We start from the raw sequence: 26,539 nt of genomic DNA on the forward strand, positions 1-26,539 counted from the left end.
GCCGGCGTCACCGCTGGCCAGAGGCCTCTTCTGCGTTCCGCTCCACCGCCGTCACGCCCGTTTCATCGGCCGGATTCCTCGAGCTCGACGACGCTGTCCGCTCGGGCCGGTAGGAGCACGGCGGTGACGACCACCGGCAAAGACAGCACCGCGCCGATGATGAAGGCCAGCCGCATGCCGTCGAGGTTGGCGAGCACCTCCGCGGCTCCCGCGGATTTCAGGGCATCGGCGCGCGCGCTCATCACGGTGATCACGAGTGCGGTGCCGAAGGCCGCGGCGACCTGCTGCAGGGTGCTCAGGATCGAGCTGCCGTGGGAGTAGAGCTGCGGGGGAACCGCTCCGAGCCCGAGGGTGAACACCGGGGTGAAGGTCGCGGCCAGACTCACCATCAACAGCGCGTGCAGACCCAGGAGCTGCCAGTACGGCATGGTCATGGTGACCTGTGTAAGGCCGGCGAGCGCGAGCGTGATTCCGATCGCGCCGGGGATGACCAGAACCCGGCCGCCGAACCGGTCGAACACGCGGCCGACGGTCGGACCGAGCAGCCCCATCGCGAGGCCGCCCGGCATCACGAGGAGTCCGGTCTGCAGGGGGCTGAGCTCGCGGACGTTCTGCAGGTACAGCGGCAGCAAAATCATCGAGCCGAGCATCGCCATGAAGGCCACCGACATCAGGATCAGCGCGACCGTGTAGGTGCGGTGGCGCAGGGTACGCAGGTCCATCAGCGGCACGCCGCGCTTCTGCAACCACAGCTGGCGGATGACGAAGACGGCGATGGCGACCAGGCCCGCTGCCACGATCGCGACGGCCACGCGGACGTCACCGCCCTCGAACCGGCTGAGCCCGTAGACCAGGCCGCCGAAGCCGGCGGCGGCGGTGACCACGCTCAACCAGTCGATGGTGCTGAACTGCGGCTCTCCGATGTTCTTGAGCTGCTTCAGGCCGCGCCATGTGATCACCGCGGCGATGGGCAGCACCGCGGCGAACAGCAGCCGCCAGGACCCGAATTGGAGGATCAAGCCCGAGACCGCCGGGCCCATTGCGGGGGCGACCGAGATGGCCAGGGTGACGTTGCCCATCACGCGGCCCCGTTCCGCCTCCGGCACCACCTGCATCAACGTGGTCATCAGCAGCGGCATCATCACGGCCGTCCCGGACGCCTGGATGATGCGGGCGGCCAGCAGCACCTCGAACGACGGCGCGACGACGGCCAACGCCGTGCCGAACAGGAACAAACCCATCGCGGTGGCGTACGCGCGACGGGTGGACACCCGCTGCAGGAACCATCCGGTGATCGGGATGACAGCGGCCATGGTCAACATGAAGGCGGTCGAGAGCCACTGCGCGGTCTGCTCGGTGATGTGCAGGGCGCCCATCAGCCGCGGGATCGCGTTAATCATGATCGTCTCGTTGAGGATGACCACGAACGTGGCGAGCACCAGCAACCGGATCACGGCCGGGGTGCGCCCTGAAACGGCGGTCGCGGATTTGGCAGACGAATCAAGCTGTCCGATGGACACGGCACCTCGATCAGGGGTTGTCGGGAAATGACGTGGTCATGGCTGGCGTGCCAGCCTGGGGTTCCACAAGAATTTGTGGTCATGGGCAAGCCTGACAGGCACCACCGACAAAACTCATCGCCCGTGCCCAGCATTCCGGCAAGCGACGCGAGATGTCACCCGGTTTTCACCGGCGGGGGCGGCGATCTCCGGCTGCGTCCACGGAGGTGCCGGGATTTCCCATCTCCTGGGTATCCGTGCCCAGTCCACACGCTCCAGCGCCGTCCTCCCGCCACTCTCGGCGCACACGCACGACCTGGGGAAATGCGACCAACATCATTCCGCGCATATTCCGCGCATATTCCGCGAACAGCGGCCGAGGGCTGCTCAGGGTGGCGTACGGTTGCACACGGCGAAAATGATCAACGGCTTCTGAACCTAGCGAAACCGCTGGTCAGACGCCGTCTTGGCTTGATGAACGGAGAGCGTGGCGATCGATGGCGCGCGATAGGTCCGGATCTCGCCAGCCCATTCCCTGCCGGTATGCCAACTTTTCCTCCGGAAGGCGCGTCCCATCCTTTATGGGAATGTTGTTTCGCGGCACCGCTGCAGCCGTCGCCTTTTTCGTCACTGCGGGGCCGGCCGCCGCCCACGCCGTGGCGCCGGCCGGTCAGTGGAGCGTCGTCCATGACGACCGCCGCGACTCCTACGACGCGGTGACGGTGACGCCCGGTGGGGCGGTCTGGGTCGCCGGGACGAGGCGCCCGGATCGCGGATCGACCGGCGCCGAGTCGCTCCTATTGAAGGGCAGCCGGTCCACCTTCAAGCGTGTCACCGGGCCGGGCTTCCAGGTGAAGCGGCTGACGTCGGCGTCCGACACCAGGGTCTGGGCGTTCGGCACGTCGCGATACGCCCGGTGGGACGGCAAGCACTGGCAGGTCAAGCGATGGCGCTACGGCCGGGTGGACCGGGCGTACGCCATCGGCAGGAACCTGTGGGTCATCGAGAACTCCAGCGCGTTCCCGCCGGCCGGTAACGCTGGGTGGAAGGCACGATCCACGCTGCGGCGCCTGACCGGGTCGGTGTGGCGCAGGGTCCACACGCCGATCGTGGTCAAAGGACTCGACGGCGCGTGGGCGGCGGGCTCGGTGCGGGGCACGGCGGCTCTGGCCCGCTGGACCGGCACGGCCTGGCGCGCGGTTGCACTTCCAGCGATTCCGTCCGCACACTCGGGCCAGATCTCGGAGCTGACGGATGTCGCGGTCGACGGTGAGACCGGCCGGGTGATGGCCGTCGGCTGGGTCGCCTGGCCGTGTGGCAGTGCGAAGCACCCCTTCTGCGGTGAGACTTTGCTGCTGTCCGGCTATCTGGGCGGCTGGAACTTCGAGGTCCGTGGTGAACCGGGCATCCAGCCGCGCGCCCAGGCGGAGCCCGACGGCAGAGGCGGGGCCTGGATCGTCTACGACGCCAAGGGCGGAGGCAGCGGGTATCTGCACATCGGCGCCGATAGTGTCGAGCCGGGCGCCTTTCCGGCTCCGCCGAACCAGAACGCGTCCGTCCGTGACCTCGCCATCCAGCCGGAGAGCGGTTCCGTCTGGGCGGTCGGCGCGGCACCTTCTGGCCGCAGCGGTTTGATCTGGGCCCACGGCCGCTGAGTCGGCTGGGCATCGGGGCCCACACGGACGGGGGCTGACTGCCAGAACGCACATCGGACGAACCCACGCCCGAACCTACGTCATCCTGCTCATCGCCGACCGAGACGTCCGGGTTGTCGCCGCCACCACCGGAGAACTCCTCCGCGAGCTGATCATCGACCCCACCCGCGACTACCAACCCCAGTACACAAAGAAACCCCCCGAACCCGTAGGTTCAAGGGGCTTCCAATGTCTTGAGACATCACAGAGCGGAGAGCGTGGGATTCGAACCCACGAGACCGGTCACCCGGCCTAGCGGTTTTCAAGACCGCCGCCATCGTCCACTAGGCGAGCTCTCCTGGGTGACGCCCAAGAGGACGTCACGATGCACCATAGTCTCTCACCGCGCGGCAAGTGCCCGCGACAGCATAAGACGATCTTCCCCGGCACGGAGCTGAAGCTCGGCGCGAACTGAAAGCCCAGGGCCGGGGAGACGCTAGAGCTGGTCCGGGATCTCCGAGAACCGGCGCTCACCGAGGGCCTGGGGCCCGGCGAAGCCGTCTCCCACGCTCGCGGCCAGGCGCAGGTACGCCTCGCGGGTCGCCTCCTGCAGCCGGTCGAGATCGATCTCGGCGCCCTCCTCCAGATGCGGGTCGTACGGCACGCGGACGACGGCCCGGCAGCGGGCGGCGAAATGGGCCTCCAGCCTGTCCAGGTCGACGGTCGACTTGGAGCGCGGCCGCACGCTGCACAGCACCACGGTGGCCGCCTTAACGAGGTCGCCGTAGTGGTGAGCCTCCAGCCAGTCCAAGGTCGCGGACGCCGCCCGAGCGCCGTCCACCGATGGCGAGCTGACCAGCACGATCTGGTCGGCCAGCCCCAGCACTCCGGACATCGCCGAGTGAAGAAGGCCGGTGCCGCAGTCGGTGATGCAGATCGAGTAGAAGTTCTCCAGCACCTGCGACACGGCGTGGTAGTCCTTGGCGCTGAACGCCTCGGACACCGACGGGTCACGGTCCGACGCCAGGATCTCCAGCCGCGACGGCGCCTGCGACGTGAATGCCCTTATATCCACATACCGCTTGATCTGCGCGCGCTCGTTGAGCAGGTCGCGGACGGTCGCCGAGGTCTCCAGCTCGACCTTGTCCGAGAGCGTTCCACGGTCGGGGTTGGCGTCGACCGCGATCACGCGGTCGCCGCGCACCTGCGCCAGCGTGGCCCCTAGGCCGACCGTCGTCGTGGTCTTGCCGACGCCGCCCTTGAGGCTGAGCACGGCGACCCTGTGGTGCCCGGTGGCCACCGGCGTGCGGGCCCGGTTGATCAGCTCACGCCGCCGCCGTACCTCTGGGGGCTCGCCCGGCTTGATCCACCCGGCCGACGCCTTGTAGACGAGCTTCCGCCATCCACCCGCTGGGGCGTTCCGGCGGCCCTTGAGGAGGCTGACCGGGTCAAGGCTGTCCGCGGGCGGCTTGCCGCCCGCCGCGCGCGCCGGGGAGCTGAACGCGGAAACCTGCGGCGCCTGACGACGTCGCGGCTGGTACGGCTCCTGCTCGGCGACGTTCCCGCGATCCCGCTCGTACGGCTGCCGCTCGATGCCCCGGTCGCGGTCATACGGCTGCCGCTCGGCACCATGGTCGCGGTCATACGGCTGCCGCTCGGCACCATGGTCGCGGTCATACGGCTGCCGCTCGGCACCATGGTCGCGCTCGTACGGCTGCCGCTCGGCGCCCCGGTCGCGCCCGTACGGCTGGCGCTCGTCGGCACTTCCGTGATCACGCTCGTATGACTGCCGCTCCTCGCCGGACAGGTCGTCCCGGAGGGAGCCGGTGAACCGGTCGTCCTTGAATCCAGCCGGCGACCTACTCGGCGGAGCGCCCACAACATGCGGCCCGCTCTCCGGCGGCGCGAAGGACTCCTCCCGCTCCACCCCGAAAGCGGACTCCTGCCCGAACGCGGAGTCCTTACCGAACCCGGAGTCCTGCCCGAAAGCGGACTCCTGCCCGAACGCCGGCTCCTTCCCAAAAGCCGCGTCCTTCGGAAACACCGGCTTCTGCGGGAAAGGCGACTCCTTGGGAGGCTCCGCCGGGAAGGAGGGCTGCTCCACGGGGGCGGACAGTTCGACGGGCAACGCCGGCTCCAGCCAGCCCCGCACCGGCTCCTCAGCCGACGACGCCCCGGACGACGCCCCGGAGGACTCCGCGTCCCCGTAGGGCTCCCGCTGGTCCCCGTACTGCCCAGAATCCCCGTACTGCCCAGTGTCCCCATACGACCCGGAGGAGTCCCCGTACGACCCGGCGTCGGCGCGCGACTCACGCTCGTCCGCATATGAGTCCCGGTCGGACCGATGAGAGTCCCGGTCGGCGCCATAGGAGTCGGCTTCGCCGTACACCTTGCGGGCCTCGGAGTCGGCGAAGGCGCCGAGGTTGAAGGAGTCGGTGTCCGCCGGGGAGTCGCCGAACGCGCCCCGGCCGAACTTCTCCCCGAAAGCCAAGCTCTCCCGCACTCCCAGGGTCCCGGGCGGCGACGTCGGGTAGTCGTCCTCCGGCGCGTCGTCGTCACGGCCTGACGACCGCTCCGCGGTGTCCCCGGACCCGGCCGTAGCCCTCCCCGACGGGGCCGCGGACGCCGATGATCCAAAAGACGAACCGAAAGCGGCGAAGGGCTCAACGGGAGCGTCCTCCGAGGACCTCACCCCAGGCGCGGGACCAGAAGCCGAGGCGGTCTCCCCGGCCGGCGTCCCATCCTCATCCGCCGTGTCGTCGGCCACGCCAACCGAGCCGGGGCCGTACACGGAGTCGACCGCGCTGCGGAAGAGCGCGCCGGAGGCGGGCTCGGACGGCACCAGGCTCCAGGGGTCGTTAGGGTACGGCGAGGCGGGCTCGGGCTCGGCCGGAGGCGGGGGAGGCGGCGTGGGAGACGCCAAGGTCGCGGACGTCACCGCGCTCACCGCGATCTCGACCTCGTCCGGCATTTCCTTGATCGCGTCCAGCCATGCGAGCTGGTCCTCGAGAGAATGGGGATCCTCGCGATCATGTCTCGCCACCGTGTACCCCCTCGGGATGGGCTAAATGGGCAGCAAACACATTGCAGATTAGCGTCCCGTAATACGGTGAATGCGGGCAACCGCCGAGTTCTCCACCACGCTACTTTAGGTCACATGCGCGCGATCGTGATTTCGGAACCGGGCGGACCCGAGGTTTTGGTCTGGCAAGAAGTGCCGGATCCCCGTCCCGCCGCAGGTGAGGTGGTCATTGACGTGGCCGCCTCGGCGGTGAACCGGGCAGACCTCCTCCAGCGCCAGGGACACTATCCGCCACCACGGGGCGCGTCCGACATCCTCGGCCTCGAGTGCTCGGGAGTCATCTCCGAGGTCGGCGAGGGCGTCGAGGGTCTCTCGGTGGGAGACAAGGTCTGCGCGCTGCTCGCGGGCGGCGGATACGCCGAGCGCGTCGCCGTACCGTGGCAGCAGGTCATGCCGGCCCCGGACGGGATCTCGCTGGCCGAGGCCGGCGCGCTGCCCGAGGTCTCCTGCACGGTCTGGTCCAACGTCTTCATGACCGCCCGCCTCCGAAAGGGCGAGACCCTGCTCGTCCACGGCGGCGCGAGCGGGATCGGCACGCTGGCCATCCAGCTCGCCAAGGCGTACGGCTCCCGCGTGCTCGTGACGGCCGGGTCGGCGGAGAAGGTCCAGCGCTGCCTCGATCTGGGCGCGGACGAGGGCGTGAACTACCGCGAGGAGGACTTCGCGGAGAGGTTCGCGGGCCAGGCCGACGTCGTTCTCGACATCGTGGGCGCCAGATATCTCCCCGGGAACATCGACACCTTGAAGACCGGCGGCAGGCTGGTCGTCATCGGCATGCAGGGCGGGACGGTGGGCGAGCTCGATCTCGGCAAGCTGCTCGCCAAGCGGGCGTCCGTGTCCGCGTCGGGCCTCCGGAACCGTCCAGTGGACGAGAAGGGCGTGATCTGCCGCGGAGTGGCGAACAACATCTGGCCCCTGATCAGCGCCGGAGCCATCCGGCCCGTCGTGCACGCCGAGGTCCCCATGGCGAACGCGGCTGAGGCTCATCGAATGCTTGAAGCCGGTCAGCACATCGGAAAGATCCTGCTGACGCGGTGAGCTAGGTTGGTTCGCATGGGCTCGAACCGAGCCCTAGCTGAGCCGATCGAGCACGGATGACAGAGCACAGGTAACCGGACAGAGGTCACCGAGCACAGCGGCCCGCCGGACGAGACGGCGACGGCCCGCGGAGCGAAACAGGAGTGGTTAGCGACCGATGAACGCAGACGAGAGCACCCCACAGATCGTGGTCGTGGGGCCCGAGGGCCTCTCGATCTCCGGCAACAACGGCAAGGACGGGGAGCACGAGGAGCGGTCCGTCGCCGAGCTGGTCGAGCAGCCGGCCAAGGTGATGCGGATCGGCAGCATGATCCGTCAGCTCCTCGAAGAGGTCCGCGCGGCTCCCCTCGACGAGGCCAGCCGCAAGCGGCTCAAGGACATTCACCAGAGCTCGATCAAGGAGCTGGAGGACGGCCTCGCGCCCGAGCTCGTGGACGAGCTGGAACGGCTCTCTCTGCCGTTCACCGACGACAACGGAGCTCCCCCAAGCGACGCTGAGTTGCGGGTCGCGCACGCGCAGTTGGTCGGCTGGCTGGAGGGGCTCTTCCACGGCATCCAGACCACGCTGTTCGCCCAGCAGATGGCCGCCCGCGCGCAACTTGAGCAGATGCGCCGCGCCCTCCCCGGCGGCATGTCGCAGTCACCCGACGACCAGGGACATCGCGGCGCAGGCGGCCCCTACCTGTAGAGACCTACCGAAGACGCCCGCAGGAACCCCAGCTCAGAACAGACCTTCGAGGACTTGGGCGACTCCGTCGTCGTTGTTGGCCGCCGTCACGTGATCGACGGCGGCCAGCACGTCGGGGTGGGCGTTCGCCACGGCGTACGACGTGCCGGCCCAGGTCAGCATCGGCAGATCGTTGGGCATGTCGCCGAAGGCCACCACCTCGTCGGGTTTGATCCCCCGCTCGGCGGCCAGCGCGGCCAGCGCCGACGCCTTGGTCACGCCGTACGCGCTCATCTCGATCAGCGCCCGCCCGCTCGAATGGGTCGGCGTTACGAGGTCTCCCACGACCTCCAGGACCCGGCGGTGCAGCTCGTCCGGGTTCATGGACGGGTGATGGGCGAGCAGCTTGGCGCAGGGCCGCGAGGTCAGCGTGGAGGTCCCCACCCGCAGCCCGGACACCGTCCTGGTGTCCCACCCCCCGAGCTTGAAGTCGGACTCGTGGGCGAACCCGCCCTCATACTCCACTGAGAACGTCAGGTCGGGCACCTGGCCCCGCAGCCGCTGGACGGACTCCTCCAGGATGTCGGCAGCGATCAGATGCGACTCGACGATCTCCTCGGTGTGGAGGTCGTAGACGAGCGCACCGTTCGCGCAGATCGCGAGCCCGCGATGATGTACGGCTCCCGCGACGCTGTGCATCCAGCGGGGCGGCCGCCCGGTGACGAAGACGAGCGTTCCGCCGGCGTTCTCCACCCGGGCGAACGCTGCGGCGGTGCGTGGGGAAATGGTGCCATCGGCACGCAGCGCGGTGCCGTCGAGGTCTGTGGCGACAAGGCGGGGGCACGTCATGACAGGTTCCAGTTTGCACCGTCAAATGTGCGCTCACACCTTCGAGGACAAGAAATCTCCCCCGGACGTGGAACACCAACGGGCGTCATAGTGTTAGATGTGATGGCGTTGTATTAGCTGTTCCCGTAGCGAAAACCAGCTTGACTGTATGAGCCACCCGGGGAGCTGTGCGACACACCCGGGGTCCACGAGGTGTGGTCCCCAAGATTCACTTCCTTAGGGAGAGCGTTAATGGCTCAGGGAACCGTCAAGTGGTTCAACGCTGAGAAGGGCTTCGGCTTCATCGCACCGGATGGCGGGGAGCCGGACGTCTTCGTCCATTTCTCCGCGATCAGCGGCTCCGGCTACCGCAACCTGGAGGACGGCCAGCGGGTGGAGTTCGAGGTCACCTCGGGCCCCAAGGGTCCGCAGGCGTCCAACGTCCGGGCGATCTGACCACTGACTCACTGAAGGCGGGGTCCGCACCTGCGGACCCCGCCTTTCGTGTGTTCAGGGCCGTTCTCGTACGGCATGCACTTGCGAGGCCGGCCCCGCAGTATCTCCACCGGCGAGGGCGCTTCCAACGGGATCTCGTCCGTCGACGTGAATCGCGACGCCGAGGGACGGCTCTGAGATGACTCTGGGCGGCGAGCCTTAACGGGAGGCGGGCCGCTTGATCGGCTCCAGGACGTCGAGCCCGACGTAGGGACGCAGCGCCTTGGGAACGACCACCGAGCCGTCGGCCTGCTGGTGGTTCTCCAGGATGGCGACGATCCAGCGGGTGGTGGCGAGCGTGCCGTTCAACGTGGCCACGTGCTGCGGCTTGCCGTCCTCGTCGCGGTAGCGGATGCGCAGCCGCCGCGCCTGGAAGTCGGTGCAGTTGGACGTCGAGGTCAGCTCGCGGTAGCGGCCCTGGGTCGGCACCCAGCCCTCGCAGTCGAACTTCCGGGCCGCCGACGTGCCGAGGTCGCCCGCCGCCACGTCGATCACGCGGTACGGAATCTCGACCTTCTCCAGCATCTCCTTCTCCCAGCCGAGCAGCCGGCGGTGCTCCGCCTGCGCCTCCTCGGGACGGCAGTAGGAGAACATCTCGACCTTGTCGAACTGGTGGACGCGGATGATGCCCCGCGTGTCCTTGCCGTACGACCCCGCCTCGCGGCGGAAGCACGACGACCACCCGGCGTACCGAAGGGGCAGCGACGAGGTGTCGAGGATCTCCTCGGAGTGGTAGGCCGCGAGCGGCACCTCGCTCGTCCCGACCAGGAACAGGTCGTCGGCCTCCAGCCGGTAGACCTCGCTGGCGTGCGCGCCGAGGAAGCCCGTGCCCGCCATGGCCTCGGGCTTGACGAGCACCGGAGTGATCATGGGGACGAAGCCGGCCTCGATGGCCTGCTGGATCGCCATGTTGAGCAGCCCGAGCTGGAGCCGCGCGCCGACGCCGGTCAGGTAGAAGAACCGGGCCCCCGACACCTTGGCGCCGCGGTCGGTGTCGATCGCGCCGAGCAGCTCGCCGAGCTCCACGTGGTCGCGGGGCTCGAAGTCGAAGACGGGCTTCTCCCCGACCTCCTCGAGGACGACGTAATCGTCCTCACCGCCCGGGGGTGCCTCTTCCTCCACGAGGTTGGCCACGCTCATCAGCAGCCCGTCGAGCTCGCCTCCGAGCGCCACGGCCTCCGCCTCGGCGGCCTTGACCTGCGCGGCGAGGTCCTTCGCCCGGTCGAGCAGTGCCTGCCGCTCGTCCCCGGAGGCCCGGGACACCGACTTGCCGATGCTCTTCTGCTCGGCGCGCAGAGACTCGAAGCCGCTCAGCGCGCTCCGGCGGCGCTCGTCGAGGGAGAGCAGCGTGTCGACGACCGAGTCGTCCTCGCCGCGGGCGCGCTGCGACGCCCGGAGCCGGTCAGGGTCCTCACGAAGGGTACGCAGGTCAATCACAGATCAAAGGCTACCGGAGCCGGTACGGCTGCCGCCCCGCGCTCGCCGCCGCGAGTCCGCGACACCGCCCGAACGTCCGGACCCCGGCCCACCAGCCAGGATCCTTCCCCGGGACAACGCTCAGACGAGGCCGGACCGGATGCGGCTAAGCCAGCCGGCGGCCTCGGCGAAGTCGGCGTCGGCCGTGCCGCGCTTGATGTTCGTGGCGACCTGGTCGGCCCGGGGGTAGCTGCCGAGGAAACGCAGGTCGTCGGACAGACGGTGCAGTCCGGAGATCGCCTCACCGACCCGGAAGTCGGCGACATGGCCCTCACAGTCGAAGTGGAAGAAATAGCGGCCGATGCCGTCGCCGGTGGGCCTCGACTCGATGCGGGTCAGGTTGACCCCCCGGACGGCGAACTCGCTCAGCATTTCCAGCAGCGCGCCCGGGTGGTCGTCCCGGAGGAAGGCGACCAGCGAGGTGCGGTCGGCGCCGGTGGGCTCGGGCAGCTCTCCGGGCCGGCTGACCCGGACGAACCGGGTGACCGTGTCGGCCCGGTCGCCGATGTTCGAGGCGGCCTCCTCCAGACCGTAATACTCGCCTGCGATGGCCGGGCTGATCGCCGCGTCGTACGGCGAGCCGGGCGCGGCGACCTCCTGCGCGGCGGCGGCGGTGGAAGGCGCCGCGATCACGACGGCGCCGGGGAACTCGCGCTCGATATAGCCGCGGCACTGGGTGTGCGCCGCCGGGTGGGTGATCAAACGCTTGATCTGCCGCGGCTCGGTGCCGGGCCGTACGAGCAGGGAGAACTCGACGGGAAGCAGCAGCTCACCGGTGATGAGGAGCGGCTGTCCCCAGGCCAGCTCGTCGAGGGTCTGGGTGATCGCCCCCTCCACGGAGTTCTCCAGGGGGACGACGGCGCCGTCTGCCTCGCCGCTGCGGGCGGCGTCGAGCGCGGCGCCCACGTTGGCGGACGGCAGGCGCTCGGCCTCCGGCGCCAGGATTCGCAGGGCGGCCTCACAGAAGGTGCCCTGGGGCCCCAGGTAAGCGAGCTTAGGCATAGCACAAGGTTAACCGCACCTGAGCAGCACCGGTGTGCGCATTTCTACCCGCCGCGTCTACCCGCCGCGTCTGCCCGCCGCGTCTGCCCGCCGCGTCTGCCCGCCGCGTCTGCCCGCCGCGTCTACCGGCCCTGCCTACCGGCGGGTCCGCTGGGCCTCCACCTCGGGGCCGATGCCGAGACGGGCGGCCCTGACGGCTTGCTCCTCCTCGGGCGAGAGCGGCTGGCTGCCCTTGCCGCCGCTGATGGCGCGGACGTAGGTGCGGGTCTCCGATCGGCCGTTGATGGATGTCAGCACGATGCCGTCGCCGAACCCGTTCATGAGGGCCACCGAGAACGACAGCCGCCCGGTCATCTCCTCAAGGGCGTCGTACCGGTACACCGCCACGTCCCGGATGGCCTTGCTGTCCACGGGGCCGTCGACGGCACTGCGGCGGGCCAGCGCGTCCAGGCAGTCCTCCACCGAGCACCGCGCGCTCCGCAGCGCGAGGAGGCCGATCGCCACGCCGGTCGCCCCCGCGAAGGCGCCGGCCGTCATCACAACGGTAACCAGCACGACACAGAGCGTAACGACTCGGTCAAGACACCGCACTGGGAACCGGCGAGCTCAGGCGGTCCATCGTCCGGCGCCGGGGCAGCCAGGAGGCGAGCACCCACACGAGCGCGACGGCTCCGAGGCCGAAGGCGTCCTGCACGACCTTGCCGATGACCGGGCTGATGACGGGGATGTCCAGAGCCTTGATCGACACCCCCCACCAGGGAATCGGGAGCACGTAGTAGAGCCAGACGCCACCGGCGACCAGCAACCGGACGCGGTCCTTTCCGGAGCCGGCCAGAGCGGCGAGCACGATCACCAGCCACGCGAGGTGGTGGATCCACGCCACCGGCGAGAGCAGCACGGCCATCAGCCCGGTCAGCGCCACACCGGTCATCGTGTCACCGTCCAGGAAGGCCCGGCGGGCGGCGCGGAAGCCGTACCAGCCGATCACGGCGACGGCGGCGAGCCAGATCACCGAAGTGAGCCAGCCGGGCAGGTAGAGCCGGAGCAGCATGCCCCGCAACGACTGGTTGGTCGTGGCCGCGTTCGCCCCGAGACGCTCGGAGTCGAGGAGTGCCTTGAACCAGTAGTCCCTGGCGTCATGGAAGATCACCAGGAACGGCAGAATCGTGAGAAGCGCCGCCACGAACGCCGCCATGAAGAAGACCCGCCGCTGCCGCAGGCCGCGATCGCGCCGTTCCAGCCGGTCCCCCCCACGCCGTTCCGGCAGATCGTCATCGCGCCGTTCCAGCCGGCCGCCATCGCGCCGTTTCGGGCCGAACCCATCTCGGCTGGGGAATCCCGTGATGGCGAGGGAGATCAGGAAGACGCCGGGGGTGAGCTTCACGGCTGTCGCCAGGCCGACCAGCACGCCGCGTGGCCATCGCGGCCTCCGGGCCACGAGGTCGGTCAGGCACAGCGCGACGAGGAAGAGGTCGACCTGGCCGAACCTGACCTGGTCCCTGATCGGCATGAGGTAGAGGCACGCGGCGGTCAGCAGGCCGAAGACCAGCGGGGCGGCGATCGGCACAGTCAGCCGCTCCAGCAACGGGCGGAAGCCGTACCAGACCGTGACGGCGAGGGCGACGACGATCCCGATCGTCCACACCCACTGCGCGGCAGGCCACGACAACACGGCGAGCGGCGTGGCCAGCATCGCCGCGACCGGTGGATAGGTGAACGGCAGAAGCTGTGGAGCCGGGGTGATCACTCCGTAGACGGGAAGGCCCAGCCGGAGCGCCGAGCCGCCCATACGGTAGACATCAAGGTCCACGAGGCGCTGGTCGTCCGGGTTCGTCAGCCAGTACGCGATCAGCGGAGCCGCCGCGACGACGACGATGAGCAGGGAGAGAGACCACATCCACGCGGGCCGCTTGACGGCGGTCGTCTGGCCAGTCGTCATGACGAGGGAGGCTACCGTGGAGTCCGTCTCTTCCCGTTATCCGAGGAGCCCGCGAACCGTGCACGGTGCTCAGCGCTTCACGCTAACCCGTCGCCGCCCCCTGACCTGGACGACGGTCCTGGCACTGCCCCTGGCACTGACTCTGGCGCTGCTGTCGTGTGTGACGGCCCTGGCCCTTCCGGCGTCCGCGGCCTCATCTTCCCGAGCCTCCGGGGCTCCCGCCGGGCGGGTGGTCGTGATCGGGGTGCCCGGCCTGCAGTGGGACGATCTGGACTCCGCCCGCACTCCCAACCTGTGGAGCCTGGCCGGGAAGGGCGGTACGGCGTCGCTGTCCACGAGGACCATCCCGCCGGAGGGACTGCCCGTCACCTGCCCGGTGGGGGGCTGGCTGACGGTCTCGGCGGGCCAGCGCGCGGGATCGGGGGGCACGTCCTGTACGGCTCCGCCCACGCCTGTGGTGGCTTCCGACGGCTCGGCCACGATTCCGGGGTGGGGCGCGCTCGTGGCGTTCCAGCAGTCAGGCTCCTACCAGGCGCGGATCGGTCTGCTCGGGCAGACGATCAGCGCCGCGGGTGGCAAGGTGGCCGCGATCGGTCCGGGAGCCGCCCTCGCCGCCGCCGATGAGAGTGGAAAGATCCAGAAATATGCCACCACGGCGGACGAGCTGGGCGATCTAACCCCGTACACGGTCGTGTTCGCGGAAGCCGGTGAGATCGCCCAGGCATGGGACCGTGGCGGAGAGACCCGCAGGAACGCCGTGGCCGCCGCGGACCGGACCGTCGGCTCGGTGCTCGCGCATATCCCCGAGGGCGCCACGGTCCTCGTGGCCGGTCTCTCCGACTCCGGCTCGGCCGCGCACCTCCACGTGGCCATCGCCACCGGCCCGACCGGCACCGGCCCGACCGGCTCGACCGGGCTCTCCGGCGCCGGCGGCGTCACGAGCCCCACCGGTCCCACCGGCTCAAGCCTCGGCGCCGGCGACGCGGCTGGGGGGCGGGAGCCGTACCGGACGCGGTGGCTGACCGCGACCTCGACCCGGCAGGACGCGCTGGTCACGATCACCGACCTGACCACGACCGTCACCCACGTGCTCGGCATCGCCACCCCCGAAGGGGTCGTGGGAAGGCCCTGGCAACCCGGGGGCGACGCCCCGGCGGGCGTGGCGGCCACCCTCACCCGGCTGGCCGACGCCGACCTCGCAAGCCAGGTGCTCAAGGAGGTCAGAGAGCCGTTCTTCATCGCTCTGGTGACCGTCCAGCTGCTCTTCTACGGCCTGGCCGCCCTCGTCGTCAGGCGGCACCGGCGGATGCTCGCCGCCATACAGGTCGTGGCGGTGGTCAGCGGCGCGATTCCGGTGTCGGCTTTCCTCGCTCAGCTGGTGCCGTGGTGGAGCCTCGCTCACCCGATGCCCGCGCTGGTCGGCACGATCCTGGCCATCGCCGGGTTGATCGCCGGGCTCGCCTTCGCCGGCCCGTGGCGCGGCCATGTCCTCGGGCCCCTGACGGTCGCCGCGGGAGTGAGCTCTCTCGCGCTCCTCGCCGACGTCATGAGCGGCTCCAGGCTCCAGGTGAACGCTGTGATGGGCTACGAACCGGTGACCGGCGGACGCTTCTACGGCTTCGGCAACATGGCTTTCGCCGTCTACTCGACCGGCACGATTCTGCTGCTCACCGGTGTGGCGCAAACTCTTATCGATCGTGGTCTGAGGCGGCTCGCGCTGGTCGTCTCGCTCGCGTACGGCCTGCTGGCGATCTTCGCCGACGGCTGGCCGAGCTGGGGGGCCGACTTCGGCGGCGTGCCGTCGTTCGTCCTGGGGTTCGCCGTTTTCGTGTTGATGCTGACCGGGAGACGGGTGTCCGTCGTCAGGCTCGCCCTGATCGCCCTGGCGGGAGCCGTGCTGATCGGCCTGATCGCCGTGGCCGACTGGCTGCGGCCGGCCGACCAGCGGACCCATCTCGGCACGTTCGTCCAGCAGCTCGCCGACGGCCAGGGCGGCTCGGTCGTCGGGCGCAAGCTGGGCGCGATGCTGCACACGCTGGGAAACCTGCCACTGACGCTGCTGTCGGTGGTGGCGCTGGCGTTCCTGTTCCTTGTGCTCTCCCGGCCGTCCAGGTGGGGGGCGTCGGCTCTCAGTCAGGCGTACGGCCACGCGCCCGCGCTGCGTGCCGGGCTGTTCGGCGCGCTGACCGCCGCCCTGGTGGGCTTCCTGATCAACGACTCCGGGATCGCCATCCCGGCGATGGCCCTCACGGTGGCCGTGCCTCTTACGCTGGCCGCCTCCGTGCGCGCGCTCCAGCTCGCGCCGCCCACCACGCCAGACCGATCGTCAGCGCCAGCAGGAACCATGGCACCACCTGCGACCTGACCACGCTGACGAGCCACTCCATGCCGGAGGGCTGGTCATACTGCCGCGCCGGAAGGTACGCCAGCGAGAGCGCGGCCAGCCGGGCCACCATGAACCCGTCCAGCGCCGGCCAGGGGACCAGCGCGAGCAGCGCGAAGGCCAGGCCGTCATACCAGGGCAGCGCGTACGGCGTGGCGAACAGCCAGGCCACGGCGAAGGCGAGCGCCACACGCGGAGCGTCCAACGCCGTGGGGTCGTCCAAAGCTGGCTGAGCGTCCACCGCCGCCGCCGTGGGGGCCGTGCGGGCCGTGGGGGCCGTGGGGGCGCTGTCGAGCGTCGTGGGAGCGCCGAGCGTGCCTGCCCTCAGGGCTCGGAGAAGCAGGAAGGCCAGGGTCGCCAGCAGGAGCAGCGAGCCGACCTGGATCCACGCGTGGTAGGACCCCGGCCCCGCGAGCAGCTGCGCCGCCTCCTTGACCAGCTTCCACGGCGTGGCCAGCGACACCGACTTGCTGGCGTTGAGCACCTGATTGAGCGCGTGGGGCCCGGCCAGCCAGTAGGCCACCAGGACGGTCAGCGTCGCCGAGCCCGCGACGAGAGCCAGCTTCCGCGGCGCTCCGCGCAGCTCCCAGGCCGGACCGAGGGCTACGAGCCCGACGGTGACCTTCACCGCGATCCCCAGCCCGAGCAGCACGCCGCTTCCCCACGCGCTTCCCCACGCGCTTCCCCACCCGGCGAGCACGCCGCTTCCAGGTCGTCCAGGCCGGACCACGAGGGCGGCGACAACGAAGGCGATGGCCAGGGTGTCGAGGTGCATGCCCGCCGCGAGTTGGTAGACGACCAGCGGATTGAGCGTCCACAGCAGAGCGGCGCGGCGCTGCCGTACGGGATCGTGGCGGGTGAACCGGTGGAGCAGCAGCGCGGTGGCGACGAACGCGGCGGCGTTGGCCAGCGCCATCACGAAGACGGTCAGCCTGAGGGAGTCACCGCCGATCTCGCCCGCCAGCGTCTGTACGGCTGTCGCGACCGGCCCGTAGACGCTGGGCACCTTGCGCCACTCCTGGACCGCGCCGACGACCGGATCGTCGGGCAGATCGGCGGGAACGGTGACGTAAGGATCGTGTCCAAGCGCCGCCAACCGTCCGTAGGCCGCGTAGTTGAGATGGTCACTCGACCCTGACGGCGGCAGGAAGGCGAGCACCGCGGCCGCGAGGCATCCCGCCAGCACGAGCCATCGGGCATCAGGCAGGCGGCGGAGCGACCGCAGCCCCGCGACGAGGCCGAGCGTGCCCAGGATGACTGCGGCGGCGGCCAGCCCGATCACGAGATGGCCATCGGGCCGGAGGCCGAGGGAATACGGCGGCTGCCACGCGGGCCCGCGCAGCGCGGGCACCATGGCCGAGGGGCCGAGCAGCCCGATGGTGATCGTGATCAGGATCGACAGGCCTGAGGCGGCGATGGCAAGGATCGGCGACGGAGGAGATCCGGAGACGGTGGAACGCCCGGCCACGGTGAGGCGCGCCAGCAACCCCGGCCCCCGTACGGTCTCCGTCCCGGCCCATTCCACCCCCGAATTCCACCACACGACCCCCCCTTCATGGAGGTGATCATGCACAGGTTCCCGGCCGCTATGGATGACCAGCCATCCCTCTTGGCGTGATCATGCACACCTTCCCCGTCACCATGGATGACCAGCCGCCCTCCCCTGCGTGATCATGCACGCCTTCCCGCGGTACGGCATCTAACTGGGCGGAAGCCAATGGTGATCATGCACAAGGGGAGTACCAGATCACGAAAGCGGAGACCCCTGCTCAGACACCCCAATCGGGAATCCCTGCATGATCACGAGCGGCGTTGGACCTGCTCAGCCACGGTACGCGGGAAAGCGTGCATGATCACGACGTGATCATGACGTGATCACGGGCGGTCTCTGGGGCGGGGGCGGAGGGCGTCGACGCCCTGCTTGACCACGCTCTGAACGGTGGGCTCGCGGGCGGCCAGGGCGAGGCCGACGTCGCGGAGTTGCTTGGCCCGGTGCAGTTGGGCCCGCCAGTCGGTGCCCGTGGCCCGGTGGGCCATGTCGACCTCCACCTCGACGACCCGGAAGCCCTTCCTCAGCAGGTCAACGGTCATACCGGTCTCGACGCCGAACCCGTGGGCCAGTGGCCGCGCCGCCTCGAACGCCGCCCGCGTCAGGCATCTCTGCCCGTTGAGAGGCTGCGCCGGCGCCCAGCCCGTCAGCCGCTGGATCCCGTCGCGGGCCAGCCGTACGACGATGCCGTGACCGCCGAGCTTGACCCTGGTCGTGAACGTGGCGATGGTCATGTCGGCCGAGCCGGAACGGACCGGGACGATCAGCGGGAGGGCCGCCCCCGCCGTGTCCCCCAGGTCCGCGTCGAGGAAGAGCAGGTGCCGCGGCATGCCCTCATCGAGGAGCCGTACAGCTTCCGCCCCGCTCTCCATCGCCGCGGCCTTGCCCCTGTTGCGGCTGTGCCGTACGACACGGGCGCCGGCCGCCCTGGCCACCAGGCCGGTCTCGTCGGCCGAGCCGTCGTCGACGACGACCACGAGATCCACGCCGGGCAGTTTCAGGGCGGCCGTCACGGTGCCGCCGATCCGGTCGGCCTCGTCCTTGGCCGGGATCACGACCGCGGTGTCCGGAGACGGCACCACCAGCTCGCTCATGTGTGTCTAGCCCTGCTGTTCCGCCGTGAGCACGTCGGCCGGCACGGCCTCGTGCACGGTGAACACCGAGTCCAGGCCGGTGACCTGGAGAATCTTCCGCACCGCCGGCCTCGGCGCCGCCACTTCCAGGCTGCCGCCACGCTCGCGCAGCCGCTTGAGCGCGGACAGCAGCACGTTCATGCCGGTGGAGTCGCAGAACTCCACTCCGGACATGTCGATGACCACTCGGTCCGGCCCGGTTTCCAGCAGCCGGGTGAACTCCGACTGCAGCCGGGGAGCGGTATATAGGTCAATTTCGCCGGAGACGGCCATGACGGCGTGACCGGCGTGGGATTGCGTCGCGACTTTGAGCTCCACGAGCCGCACACTAGCGCCGTGACGGCCCCGGGTCACGCTCCTACGGATTTACCGAAGAGTCGTCCGCCCTTTGTCCCCGATTCCGTGGGCAAGTAAACGCCGAGTGCGCGAAGCTTAACGGTATGCGACACCGGCTTTGCCGGAAGGGGGGCCCGGAACCTCCGCGTCTTGGTCGTCACTTCGTGAAGGAGGGCGGGCGCCGAGCACAGTGGGCCCGACAGCATGATGAACACTGAACTTCCCGAGGATCCCCAGCGTCGGAGGCTACGAGAGCGGCTGGAGGTCATCCAGGTCCGCACGGAGAAGGCGTCCTCCTGGCGTGACGCCGCCGCGCCGCTCCGGCCGCTGATCAACCGTGAGGGGTACGTCCCGATCAGCGCGCGGCTGGCGGGTGAGGACCTGGACTTCCTCGCCGAGGCCCGCGAGGAGCTGCTGAGCTTCTTGGAGCTCGGCATCCGGCTGCTCGACCTCCACCAGCCGAGAGACGCGGGCGGCATCACCAGCGACGCCGCCAACCCGATCCTGCGCTGCCGGAGCTGCATGTGGCGCTGGCCCTGCCCGACGTTCCGGGCGATGGCCGAGGCGTTCGTGCCGTACGACCACTCCGGACGCCCCGAGAAGGATGAGCGGCTCCAGCACCAGGGCGACCCATGACTCCCGGCACGGTCAGGGTGAGAGCGGCAGCCTGATTTCGAAGCGGCAGCCGGGACCCTCGTTGACCACGCCGATCTCGCCTTCGTGCGCTTCGACGATGCCCCGGGCGATGGCCAGGCCGAGCCCCGCGCCGCCGTCCGGGCCGGGGGTCCGGGCGGCCTCGCCGCGGAACGCCACGTCGAACACGCGCGGCAGGTCGTCCTCCGGGATCCCTCCGCAGCAGTCGAGCACGGAGAGGCTTGCCATCCCCCCGTCGGCGACCGCCCGGACGGAGACCGTCCCGTCGGCGGGGGTGTGGCGGATGGCGTTGACCACCAGGTTGCGTACGGCCCGGCCGAGCTCGCCGGCGTCCGCGTTCACGGGCACGGCCGCGTCGGCCTCGCCGGACAGGTGAACCCGCTTGGCCCGGGCGAGGGGCTCGACCCCCGCGAGAGCGTCGGCGAGGAGGTCGCCGAGCCCGACCCGGCCGCGCGACAGCCTGAGCGAGCCCGCGTGAATGCGGGAGAGCTCGAAGAGGTCGTCGACCATGCCGGACAGACGGTCCACCTCCAGCCGGATCTGCGTGTGATAGCGCTTGACGGTCTCCGGGTCGTCGGCCACGCCGTCCTCCAGCGCCTCGGCCATGGCCCGCATCCCGGCGAGCGGGGTCCGGAGGTCGTGGCTGACCCACGCGACCAGCTCGCGGCGGGCGCTCTCCAGGGCGCGCTCCCGCTCGCGGCCGAGGCGCAGCCGCTCGTACGCCTGCTCCAGCGCCGTGCTGATGGTCTGCAGCTCGGCGGGCAGCGGACCTTCCGGCGGGCTGAACCGGCCCGAGGGCGACACCTTCTCCAGAGCCTCCACGACGCGCCTGCTGGCCAGCACCACCCGCCTCGCGTTGACGAGCGCGACGCCGAGGCCGACGAGCCCACCGATGGCGACGACCGTGAGCACGATGTTCTTCGGGCGGCCGTCGATGACCATCTCCAGCGTGATCGCCACGACCCCGGCGAGCGTCGCCGTGACGGTGACGACGGCGACGACCGCGAGCATCACGCCGATCGAGCGGCGGCGCAGCACTCGCAGCAGGGCGAGCCCGAGGCCGGCGATGATCAGGCCGAGCCCCGCGCTGACCGCGACGATCTGGAGGATCATGTCATCGGCTCGTATCGGTAGCCGACCCCCCAGACGGTGACGATACGCCGCGGATCGGTCGGGTCCGGCTCGATCTTCTCCCGGAGCCTGCGCACGTGCACGGTCACGGTCGAGGAGTCGCCGAAGGACCAGCCCCACACCTGGTCGAGGAGCGCGGTGCGGCTGAACGCCTGGCGGGGGTTGCGCAGCAGGTAGACCAGCAGGTCGAACTCCCGCGCGGTCAGCGTGATCTCCTCGCCCCCGAGCCGCACCTCGTGGGCGCCCACGTCCACCACGAGGTCGCCGTCGCGCAGGACGCCGGTCCCCGTGGGGACCAGCGCGCCCCGGGCCCGCCGGAGGACCGACTGGACGCGCAGCGCCAGCTCGCGCGGGCTGAACGGCTTGGTGACGTAGTCGTCGGCCCCCGTCTCCAGGCCCACGACCCGGTCGATCTCCTCGCCGAGCGCGGTCAGCATGATCACCGGCACCGGCCAGCGTTCCCGCAGCTTCCTGCACACCTGGAGGCCGTCCATCTTCGGCAGCATCAGGTCGAGCACGAGCAGGTCGGGCGGGTCGGCCAGGGCCCGCCGCAGGGCCTCTGCGCCGTCGCTCACGCATTCGACCTCGTGGCCGTCCCGTTCCAGGTAGCGGGCGACGACCTCGGCGACGGTCGGGTCATCGTCGACCACCAGCACGCGCGCGGCGGAGTTTCCATTCATCGCACTCCTATGTCGTGTCCCTGGAGAAGGCACACCCTCACGGTATGGCCGCGCCGGGTGTTCTCCGAGACACGTCATCACACCGTAAGGCCGGCCGGGCAGGTGCCGATGCCTGCCGTACGGCTGCCGCCCGGCGCTGGCGGAACGTGTTTTTGCAGGAGAGCCAATGGGCTCTACGCCGCACTTGCGGACAAAGCGGTCAATCTTGGCCGAGCAAGGTCGCGACTGTCGGTGCCACGGCGTACTTTGTGGTCATGGCCCGTACTGTGCTGACCGTTCTGGGGATCCTCCTGGCCCTGTGGCTGGTGTTCGGATTCGTGATCCCCGCGCTGTTCGCGACGCTGAAGTTCCTCTTCATCATCGCGATCATCGCCTTCCTGGTCGTCGCGGTAATCACCCTCGTCGGGAAGATGTCCCGCTGACGTGACCTCGCTCCAGGCCGCCACCAGGTCTCTCGCCGGGTCTCTCGCCGGGTCTCTCGCCGGGTCCGGCGTGGGGTCCCTCGCCGGATTCCTCGCGGGGTTGTTCGCCGGCGTGCTCGCCGGCTCTCCCGGGCTCGGCCTGCTCACCGCGCTCGGCCTGGCGGGCGTCACCGTCCTGGTGTTCGCCTGGATCGTCGGCCGTCTGGCCGGCGTCACCGCACCCGAGCCGTCGCCCCGGCGGCGATTCCAGCACGGCCTGATGCTGTTCGTCCGGTTCCGCGACCCCGGCACCGAGGGCCGTCCACGTCCCCGAGCCCCATCGGCAAGCCCGGCGCTCGCCTGATCCCTCGCCCGTCCCGCGCGGCCCGTCCCTCGAGGCACGTGCCGTACGGCTCCGCGACCCCGGCGCGGCTCCACGCGAGTGATCGCGAGCTCTTTTCGTCATCTCGTCTCCGCCGGCATGCCGACAGCAGGCATGTCGCGCATGAGACGCCATCCGAGCGACATGCGCCCCGGACCCGCCTCACCGCCAAGAACTTGGCGAGGGCGCGCACGTCCGGCTCGCGTCCCGCCCTCGCCTGACCGGTCAGACCTCGGCGGGGCTGCGCGTGTCCGGCTCGGCGTCCCGGCACATGTCAGGCCCCAGACGAAAGGCTCCGCCGATGTTCGATTTTGTGCTTGTGCCCGCCTACGACCTCATCCGTTCCCTGAGTGACCTCACCGGAGCGGCGCTCGCGATCGTCCTTTTCACGCTCGGCGTTCGGTTGCTCCTGCTCCCGCTCGGCATTCGCATCGCACGAGGCCAGCGGATCCGGATGCGGCTCGCCCCGGATGTCGAGAAGCTGCGCAAGCGGTTCCGCCAGGATCCCGTACGGCTGAGCCAGGAGGTCAACGCCCTCTACGCGAAGGAGGGCACGTCGATGGCCTCCGGCTTCCTGCTTCCGCTGGCGCAGTCGCCGTTCTTCATGGTGGCCTACCGGCTGTTCACGTCCGCCGTGATCGCCGGCCATCCGAACCTCCTGCTCGCGCGGGGCGTGCTCGGCGTCCCCCTCGGCGAGCACTTCGGCGCGGTGCTGGCGGGGGCGGGGCTGTTCAGCGCGCCGGGACTGGTCTTCCTCGGCCTCTTCGCGCTGCTCGTGCTGGCGGCGTGGGTGGCCTCCCGCAGAGTGGACGAGGGCGTGCCGATGCGGCGGCTCCTGATGCTGCTGCCGTTCGGGACCGTCCTCGCGGCGGCGGTGCTTCCGCTCGCGGCGGGTCTCTACCTGCTCGTCACGACCGCCTGGACGACCACCGAACGCATCGTGCTCTATCCCCGCCCCGCCTGAACGGCCTTGGGGTCGCCGTCCCGTCCGCCGGCCGGGGCGACCGCTGTCTCAGGTACCGGCCCGTCCGCGTGCGGCCCGGGGTGCGCGCCGGATGCGGCGCCGGGCGAAGCGTAGGGCAGTCTCGCGAAGCGCCGCATGATCTGCTGGGCGAGCCGACCGTGAGCCACCACGACAACGGCGAAGGCCACGATGAGCGCGGCCAGAAGCGGCAGTTGTCCGTCATCGGCCAAGACGATGGCCTGACCGTCGGTCACCCCGGTCCGAGCGCAGGCCCAGCCGGTAAGCGCCGCGGTGGCCCACCGGCCGCCGCGGCTGATGGCCGGGCGCGCGGTCGCGGTCGCGGCGGCTGGTACGGCGAGCACGGCGAAGACGACGAGAATCCCCACGGTCACTCCCAGGGAGAAGTGGCCGTCCTTGCCCATGGCGAGCGCGACCGCACGCATCAGGAGGCGGGCCACTGCTCCGCTCACCAAGCCGGCTATCAGCGCCGCGGCCAGCGCCGCGCCCAGCGCGCGGCCGAGCCGCCATCCGCTTTTCCGCATTCCAACCCCTAACGTTCCAAACGGTTATAGGGGGTGGTCTTCGGATCGGGCAACGCCGGAAGAGTTCCGCAACCCGCCCGTGATGAGCGGGTCTCGCGGGCCAGGGCAAGGGGCCGGAATGGCCAGCTGAAAGCCGGCCGGGGGCTATCCCGGGGGGCCGCCAGTGGGCTAGCCGACCTCGCGAAGCTCGGGGGTTCCGGTCTTCTGGGCCGTGGTTTCGGTCTTTCGCGCCTGCCCGTTTCGGGCGGCCCAGGTGGCGTGGACGATGGCCCACACGGTGGTGAAGTCACCCTCGTGGCGGACTCCCCAGCGGTCCGCGAGGTACTCCACGATGCCGAGTCCCCGGCCGCCCAGCGACGAGAGCGTGGGACGGCCGGCCCGTGGTTCGGTGGTGGCTCCTCCGTCGCTCACGGCTATCTCGATCTGGCTTTCGGAGCAGATCCATGCGACCCTGAGCTGGCCGGACGGGAGCGGATGCGCGTGTCGCAGGGAGTTGCTGACCAGCTCGCTCATGACCAGCACCGCGTCGTCCACCGCGGCTGCGAGCATCCCGGCGCCCTGCAGTTCCGCACTGAGGCGCTGACGTGCGACGGCGACACTCGACAGTGCATACGGCAACATCACGACGCTCGACGCACCCACCTCCCCGATTCCCCTTCCCCGTCAGGAGACTAGTCTCCTGTACGACCGAAATGCCCCGTTCGATCGTCCGGGAAACCGTGTTGCGATCACAGCTTGTGCACATTGGACAATAGATCAGCTCTTACGTGGCTACCTCCTTACCACTCCGGTGTGTCGCATCAGGTAAGGGGGCGGCCCCGTTCAGAACGACCCGCATCCGGGTGCCTCCGCCGGGCCGGGGAAGGGCTGTGACGTCACCTCCCTGGGCCCTCGCGAGGCTGCGCACGATGTAGAGGCCGAGGCCGACCCCGCCGAACCTGCGCCGGTTGCCGCTGTCCGCCTGGACGAACCGCTCGAAGACCCGGTCCCGGTCGGCGGGCGCGATGCCGACACCCTCGTCGTCCACGACGAGCACCACGCAGCCGTCCTCCGGCCAGGCCTCGACCCTGATCAGCCCGCCGTCCGGGGAGTATTTGAACGCGTTCTCCAGGAGTTGCCCGAGGAGGATGTCCGTCGCGAGCGAGTCGCCGTACACGCGCGGCAGGCCGTCCGGGATGTCCACCTCCATCCGGTGCCGGTCGGACAGGACCGGCAGTCCGAGCGTCGCCGCCCTGACCCGCTCCGCGAGGTCGAAGATCTCGACGTTGACCTTCAACTCGTCCGCGCCCGCCCGCGCGCCGAGCAGCAGGTGGTCCATGAGCTGACCCAGCGACCGGGCGCGCTCCGCGATCGTGTGCACGGCGGAGCGGCGCTCGCCATCGGACAGATGGTCCCATCGGGAGTCGAGCGTGCTGGCGAAGCCCCGCACGATCGTGATCGGAGTGCGCAACTCGTGGCTGGTGGTGGCGAGGAACAGATCCTTGGCCTCCTCCAGCTCCTTGGCCCTCGTCACGTCGCGGAAGTCGACGACGCTCTCGCCGGTCTCGTGGATCTCCGCGCGGAGCACGTCCAGCCAGCGGCCGGACGACAGCTGGATGGTCAGCTTCTCCCCGGGCGCGGGCAGCGCGAACGGCGGCGGGCCGCCGATCACCTCGTTGGCCGGGAAACCGGTCAGCTCGGCCGCCGCAGGGTTCCACTGGATGACGGCGCCGGCTTCGTTCAGCACGGCGATGCCGTCGGCGCTGGCGTCGAAGACCGCCCGCTGGTGGGCGCGTTGCCGTACGGCGTCCTGGTAGGCCATCGCGTTGCCGACGGCGATTCCGGCGTGTCCAGCGAGGAGCTCCAGCAGTTCCAGCTCCAGATGGCTGGCCTTGCGCTTGGCGAACAGCGCGTAGAGCGCTCCATAGGGACGCCCGCCGACGGCCGCGATGCCGACGGCGATGGTGTGCAGGCCGGGCACCCGCGCCCAGATGAGGTCCTGGAAGCCTTCGGGGCCGGTTTCGAGCATCACGGTCTTGCCGGTGCGCAACAGCTTGCCGACCAGGCTGGTGTGCAGGTCGGCGGTGGCGCCGCGGAGGGAGTCGGGTAACTGGTGGACGCCCACCAGCCGGAGGCGCTCCCCGTCGATCGACACGAAACCCCCCGCGTCGGCCCCGGTGAGCTCGGTGAGGCTGGCGGCGATCCGGTCGAGCACGACGGGCAGGTCGAGCTCGGCGTTGATGTCGCCGACGACGTCGGTGAGCCGTCGCACCAGCCGGGCGCGCCGGGCGACCCGGTCACGGGCGGCCTCGTCGTCCTCGGTCGGGTGGTACACGTTGACGTAGCCGAGCAGCGCCCCCGTGCCGGTCCGCAGCGCGCTCGTGTCCACCCTGACGTCGAGGAGCCTGCCGTCCCGATGGAAGCGCCGGGTGCGCAGCGACACCGGGCCGCCGGTCCGCACGCGCTCGAGCACCGCGTTGTGCTCGGCCATCAGCTCGGCGGGGACGATCGGCGCCCGCCTGCCCATCAGCTCCTCGGCCGGCCATCCGAACAGCCGCTCGGCCGCGGCGTTCCAGCTCAGGACCGCCAGGTCACGGTCGAGGGCGACGATGGCATCGGGCGAGCTCGCGACGACGGCGCGGGCGATGCCGTCCTCGTCCGCGTCGTGCGCCCTGGTGTCACCCACGCCCCCATCGTGCCTTCTTTCCACAGGTGATCTTGGGGTTTTCCGCCGGGTGGGGCCAC

24 protein-coding genes and 1 tRNA gene are annotated in these 26,539 nt (G+C 70.2%); 9 read left to right on the forward strand and 16 right to left on the reverse strand.

Going from position 1 to position 26,539, the window contains the following annotated elements; genetic code table 11:
* Nucleotides 1-62: 62 nt before the first annotated feature.
* The gene (locus tag N5079_RS16055) at nucleotides 63-1,454 is read right to left on the reverse strand and encodes an MDR family MFS transporter (protein ID WP_261584615.1); all 1,392 of its coding nucleotides are present in this window, start codon (nucleotides 1,452-1,454) and stop codon (nucleotides 63-65) included.
* A gap of 632 nt (nucleotides 1,455-2,086) precedes the next feature.
* On the opposite strand from N5079_RS16055, the gene N5079_RS16060 reads away from it, so the two are divergent.
* Nucleotides 2,087-3,154, forward strand: a complete 1,068-nt coding sequence (locus tag N5079_RS16060; RefSeq protein ID WP_261584616.1) for a hypothetical protein — start codon at nucleotides 2,087-2,089, stop codon at nucleotides 3,152-3,154.
* Between the two features lie 249 nt (nucleotides 3,155-3,403).
* Here N5079_RS16060 and N5079_RS16065 read toward each other — a convergent pair.
* Nucleotides 3,404-3,492, reverse strand: a tRNA-Ser gene (locus N5079_RS16065).
* 137 nt (nucleotides 3,493-3,629) lie between these two features.
* A complete protein-coding gene (locus N5079_RS16070) occupies nucleotides 3,630-6,176 on the reverse strand; it encodes an AAA family ATPase (protein WP_410007794.1) in 2,547 nt (848 codons plus the stop codon).
* A 114-nt stretch (nucleotides 6,177-6,290) separates the two neighbouring features.
* On the opposite strand from N5079_RS16070, the gene N5079_RS16075 reads away from it, so the two are divergent.
* Nucleotides 6,291-7,253: an NAD(P)H-quinone oxidoreductase gene (locus N5079_RS16075; protein ID WP_261584617.1), complete on the forward strand. Its 963-nt coding sequence runs from the start codon at nucleotides 6,291-6,293 to the stop codon at nucleotides 7,251-7,253.
* A 157-nt stretch (nucleotides 7,254-7,410) separates the two neighbouring features.
* Complete coding sequence (locus N5079_RS16080; protein WP_261584618.1) at nucleotides 7,411-7,941, forward strand: bacterial proteasome activator family protein; 531 nt, start codon at nucleotides 7,411-7,413, stop codon at nucleotides 7,939-7,941.
* A 33-nt stretch (nucleotides 7,942-7,974) separates the two neighbouring features.
* On the opposite strand, the gene N5079_RS16085 is transcribed toward N5079_RS16080, so the two are convergent.
* A complete protein-coding gene (locus N5079_RS16085) occupies nucleotides 7,975-8,769 on the reverse strand; it encodes an HAD family hydrolase (RefSeq protein WP_261584619.1) in 795 nt (264 codons plus the stop codon).
* Nucleotides 8,770-9,000: 231 nt separating this feature from the next.
* Here N5079_RS16085 and N5079_RS16090 point away from each other — a divergent pair, with 231 nt between their 5' ends.
* Nucleotides 9,001-9,204, forward strand: a complete 204-nt coding sequence (locus N5079_RS16090) for a cold-shock protein (protein WP_203952538.1) — start codon at nucleotides 9,001-9,003, stop codon at nucleotides 9,202-9,204.
* Between the two features lie 198 nt (nucleotides 9,205-9,402).
* On the opposite strand, the gene serS is transcribed toward N5079_RS16090, so the two are convergent.
* The 4 genes from serS to N5079_RS16110 form a co-directional block, all read right to left on the reverse strand.
* Entirely contained in the window at nucleotides 9,403-10,680 is a 1,278-nt protein-coding gene (gene serS, locus N5079_RS16095) for a serine--tRNA ligase (protein WP_261584621.1), read from the reverse strand.
* Between the two features lie 120 nt (nucleotides 10,681-10,800).
* Nucleotides 10,801-11,721: a prephenate dehydratase gene (gene pheA, locus N5079_RS16100; protein ID WP_261584622.1), complete on the reverse strand. Its 921-nt coding sequence runs from the start codon at nucleotides 11,719-11,721 to the stop codon at nucleotides 10,801-10,803.
* A 135-nt stretch (nucleotides 11,722-11,856) separates the two neighbouring features.
* Complete coding sequence (locus tag N5079_RS16105; protein WP_261584623.1) at nucleotides 11,857-12,276, reverse strand: DUF4446 family protein; 420 nt, start codon at nucleotides 12,274-12,276, stop codon at nucleotides 11,857-11,859.
* 22 nt (nucleotides 12,277-12,298) lie between these two features.
* Nucleotides 12,299-13,660 carry a glycosyltransferase 87 family protein gene (locus tag N5079_RS16110; protein WP_261584624.1) on the reverse strand — a complete coding sequence of 454 codons (1,362 nt, stop codon included), beginning with the start codon at nucleotides 13,658-13,660 and terminating at the stop codon, nucleotides 12,299-12,301.
* 58 nt (nucleotides 13,661-13,718) lie between these two features.
* Between N5079_RS16110 and N5079_RS16115 the strand changes: the two genes are divergently transcribed.
* Nucleotides 13,719-16,025: a hypothetical protein gene (locus N5079_RS16115; protein WP_261584625.1), complete on the forward strand. Its 2,307-nt coding sequence runs from the start codon at nucleotides 13,719-13,721 to the stop codon at nucleotides 16,023-16,025.
* On the opposite strand, the gene mptB is transcribed toward N5079_RS16115, so the two are convergent.
* The 3 genes from mptB to N5079_RS16130 form a co-directional block, all read right to left on the reverse strand.
* Nucleotides 15,925-17,586, reverse strand: a complete 1,662-nt coding sequence (mptB, locus tag N5079_RS16120; RefSeq protein ID WP_261584626.1) for a polyprenol phosphomannose-dependent alpha 1,6 mannosyltransferase MptB — start codon at nucleotides 17,584-17,586, stop codon at nucleotides 15,925-15,927. The genes N5079_RS16115 and mptB overlap by 101 nt on opposite strands.
* Before the next feature lie 332 nt (nucleotides 17,587-17,918).
* Nucleotides 17,919-18,686 (reverse strand): glycosyltransferase family 2 protein, encoded by a 768-nt coding sequence (locus N5079_RS16125; protein WP_261584627.1) that lies wholly within the window; start codon nucleotides 18,684-18,686, stop codon nucleotides 17,919-17,921.
* A gap of 6 nt (nucleotides 18,687-18,692) precedes the next feature.
* Complete coding sequence (locus N5079_RS16130) at nucleotides 18,693-19,043, reverse strand: STAS domain-containing protein (protein ID WP_261584628.1); 351 nt, start codon at nucleotides 19,041-19,043, stop codon at nucleotides 18,693-18,695.
* A 222-nt stretch (nucleotides 19,044-19,265) separates the two neighbouring features.
* Between N5079_RS16130 and N5079_RS16135 the strand changes: the two genes are divergently transcribed.
* The gene (locus N5079_RS16135; protein WP_261584629.1) at nucleotides 19,266-19,697 is read left to right on the forward strand and encodes a hypothetical protein; all 432 of its coding nucleotides are present in this window, start codon (nucleotides 19,266-19,268) and stop codon (nucleotides 19,695-19,697) included.
* Nucleotides 19,698-19,709: 12 nt separating this feature from the next.
* On the opposite strand, the gene N5079_RS16140 is transcribed toward N5079_RS16135, so the two are convergent.
* On the reverse strand, nucleotides 19,710-20,828 hold the full coding sequence (locus N5079_RS16140; RefSeq protein WP_261584630.1) for a sensor histidine kinase: 1,119 nt from the start codon (nucleotides 20,826-20,828) through the stop codon (nucleotides 19,710-19,712).
* Nucleotides 20,825-21,526 carry a response regulator transcription factor gene (locus N5079_RS16145; protein WP_261584631.1) on the reverse strand — a complete coding sequence of 234 codons (702 nt, stop codon included), beginning with the start codon at nucleotides 21,524-21,526 and terminating at the stop codon, nucleotides 20,825-20,827. The genes N5079_RS16140 and N5079_RS16145 overlap by 4 nt, the downstream gene beginning before the upstream one ends.
* A 254-nt stretch (nucleotides 21,527-21,780) precedes the next feature.
* Here N5079_RS16145 and N5079_RS16150 point away from each other — a divergent pair, with 254 nt between their 5' ends.
* The 3 genes from N5079_RS16150 (at nucleotide 21,781) to N5079_RS16160 (ending at nucleotide 23,273) form a co-directional block, all read left to right on the forward strand.
* Entirely contained in the window at nucleotides 21,781-21,948 is a 168-nt protein-coding gene (locus N5079_RS16150) for a hypothetical protein (RefSeq protein WP_261584632.1), read from the forward strand.
* Nucleotide 21,949: 1 nt separating this feature from the next.
* Nucleotides 21,950-22,291: a DUF6412 domain-containing protein gene (locus N5079_RS16155; RefSeq protein ID WP_261584633.1), complete on the forward strand. Its 342-nt coding sequence runs from the start codon at nucleotides 21,950-21,952 to the stop codon at nucleotides 22,289-22,291.
* 319 nt (nucleotides 22,292-22,610) lie between these two features.
* The gene (locus N5079_RS16160) at nucleotides 22,611-23,273 is read left to right on the forward strand and encodes a YidC/Oxa1 family membrane protein insertase (RefSeq protein WP_261584634.1); all 663 of its coding nucleotides are present in this window, start codon (nucleotides 22,611-22,613) and stop codon (nucleotides 23,271-23,273) included.
* On the opposite strand, the gene N5079_RS16165 is transcribed toward N5079_RS16160, so the two are convergent.
* The 3 genes from N5079_RS16165 to N5079_RS16175 all read right to left on the reverse strand — a co-directional run bounded on the left by N5079_RS16165 (nucleotide 23,255) and on the right by N5079_RS16175 (nucleotide 26,480).
* The gene (locus tag N5079_RS16165; RefSeq protein ID WP_261584635.1) at nucleotides 23,255-23,815 is read right to left on the reverse strand and encodes a hypothetical protein; all 561 of its coding nucleotides are present in this window, start codon (nucleotides 23,813-23,815) and stop codon (nucleotides 23,255-23,257) included. The two genes, N5079_RS16160 and N5079_RS16165, sit on opposite strands and share 19 nt — an antisense overlap.
* A 168-nt stretch (nucleotides 23,816-23,983) precedes the next feature.
* Nucleotides 23,984-24,436, reverse strand: coding sequence for an ATP-binding protein (locus tag N5079_RS16170; protein WP_261584636.1), 453 nt, complete (start codon nucleotides 24,434-24,436; stop codon nucleotides 23,984-23,986).
* Nucleotides 24,437-24,578: 142 nt separating this feature from the next.
* Nucleotides 24,579-26,480, reverse strand: coding sequence for a PAS domain-containing sensor histidine kinase (locus tag N5079_RS16175; protein ID WP_261584637.1), 1,902 nt, complete (start codon nucleotides 26,478-26,480; stop codon nucleotides 24,579-24,581).
* Nucleotides 26,481-26,539: the final 59 nt, after the last annotated feature.

Source organism: Planotetraspora sp. A-T 1434 (assembly GCF_025420585.1).
Classification (GTDB): domain Bacteria; phylum Actinomycetota; class Actinomycetes; order Streptosporangiales; family Streptosporangiaceae; genus JAOEGB01.

Bases quoted from the DNA above. Each gene is read 5' to 3' on its own strand.
- N5079_RS16060 (WP_261584616.1), top strand. From the start codon at position 2,087: ATGTTGTTTCGCGGCACCGCTGCAGCCGTCGCCTTTTTCGTCACTGCG.
- N5079_RS16075 (WP_261584617.1), top strand. From the start codon at position 6,291: ATGCGCGCGATCGTGATTTCGGAACCGGGCGGACCCGAGGTTTTGGTC.
- N5079_RS16080 (WP_261584618.1), top strand. From the start codon at position 7,411: ATGAACGCAGACGAGAGCACCCCACAGATCGTGGTCGTGGGGCCCGAG.
- N5079_RS16085 (WP_261584619.1), bottom strand. From the start codon at position 8,769: ATGACGTGCCCCCGCCTTGTCGCCACAGACCTCGACGGCACCGCGCTG.
- N5079_RS16090 (WP_203952538.1), top strand. From the start codon at position 9,001: ATGGCTCAGGGAACCGTCAAGTGGTTCAACGCTGAGAAGGGCTTCGGC.
- pheA (WP_261584622.1), bottom strand. From the start codon at position 11,721: ATGCCTAAGCTCGCTTACCTGGGGCCCCAGGGCACCTTCTGTGAGGCC.
- N5079_RS16110 (WP_261584624.1), bottom strand. From the start codon at position 13,660: ATGACGACTGGCCAGACGACCGCCGTCAAGCGGCCCGCGTGGATGTGG.
- N5079_RS16125 (WP_261584627.1), bottom strand. From the start codon at position 18,686: ATGAGCGAGCTGGTGGTGCCGTCTCCGGACACCGCGGTCGTGATCCCG.
- N5079_RS16135 (WP_261584629.1), top strand. From the start codon at position 19,266: ATGATGAACACTGAACTTCCCGAGGATCCCCAGCGTCGGAGGCTACGA.
- N5079_RS16140 (WP_261584630.1), bottom strand. From the start codon at position 20,828: ATGATCCTCCAGATCGTCGCGGTCAGCGCGGGGCTCGGCCTGATCATC.
- N5079_RS16145 (WP_261584631.1), bottom strand. From the start codon at position 21,526: ATGAATGGAAACTCCGCCGCGCGCGTGCTGGTGGTCGACGATGACCCG.
- N5079_RS16150 (WP_261584632.1), top strand. From the start codon at position 21,781: ATGGCCCGTACTGTGCTGACCGTTCTGGGGATCCTCCTGGCCCTGTGG.
- N5079_RS16160 (WP_261584634.1), top strand. From the start codon at position 22,611: ATGTTCGATTTTGTGCTTGTGCCCGCCTACGACCTCATCCGTTCCCTG.
- N5079_RS16165 (WP_261584635.1), bottom strand. From the start codon at position 23,815: ATGCGGAAAAGCGGATGGCGGCTCGGCCGCGCGCTGGGCGCGGCGCTG.
- N5079_RS16170 (WP_261584636.1), bottom strand. From the start codon at position 24,436: ATGTTGCCGTATGCACTGTCGAGTGTCGCCGTCGCACGTCAGCGCCTC.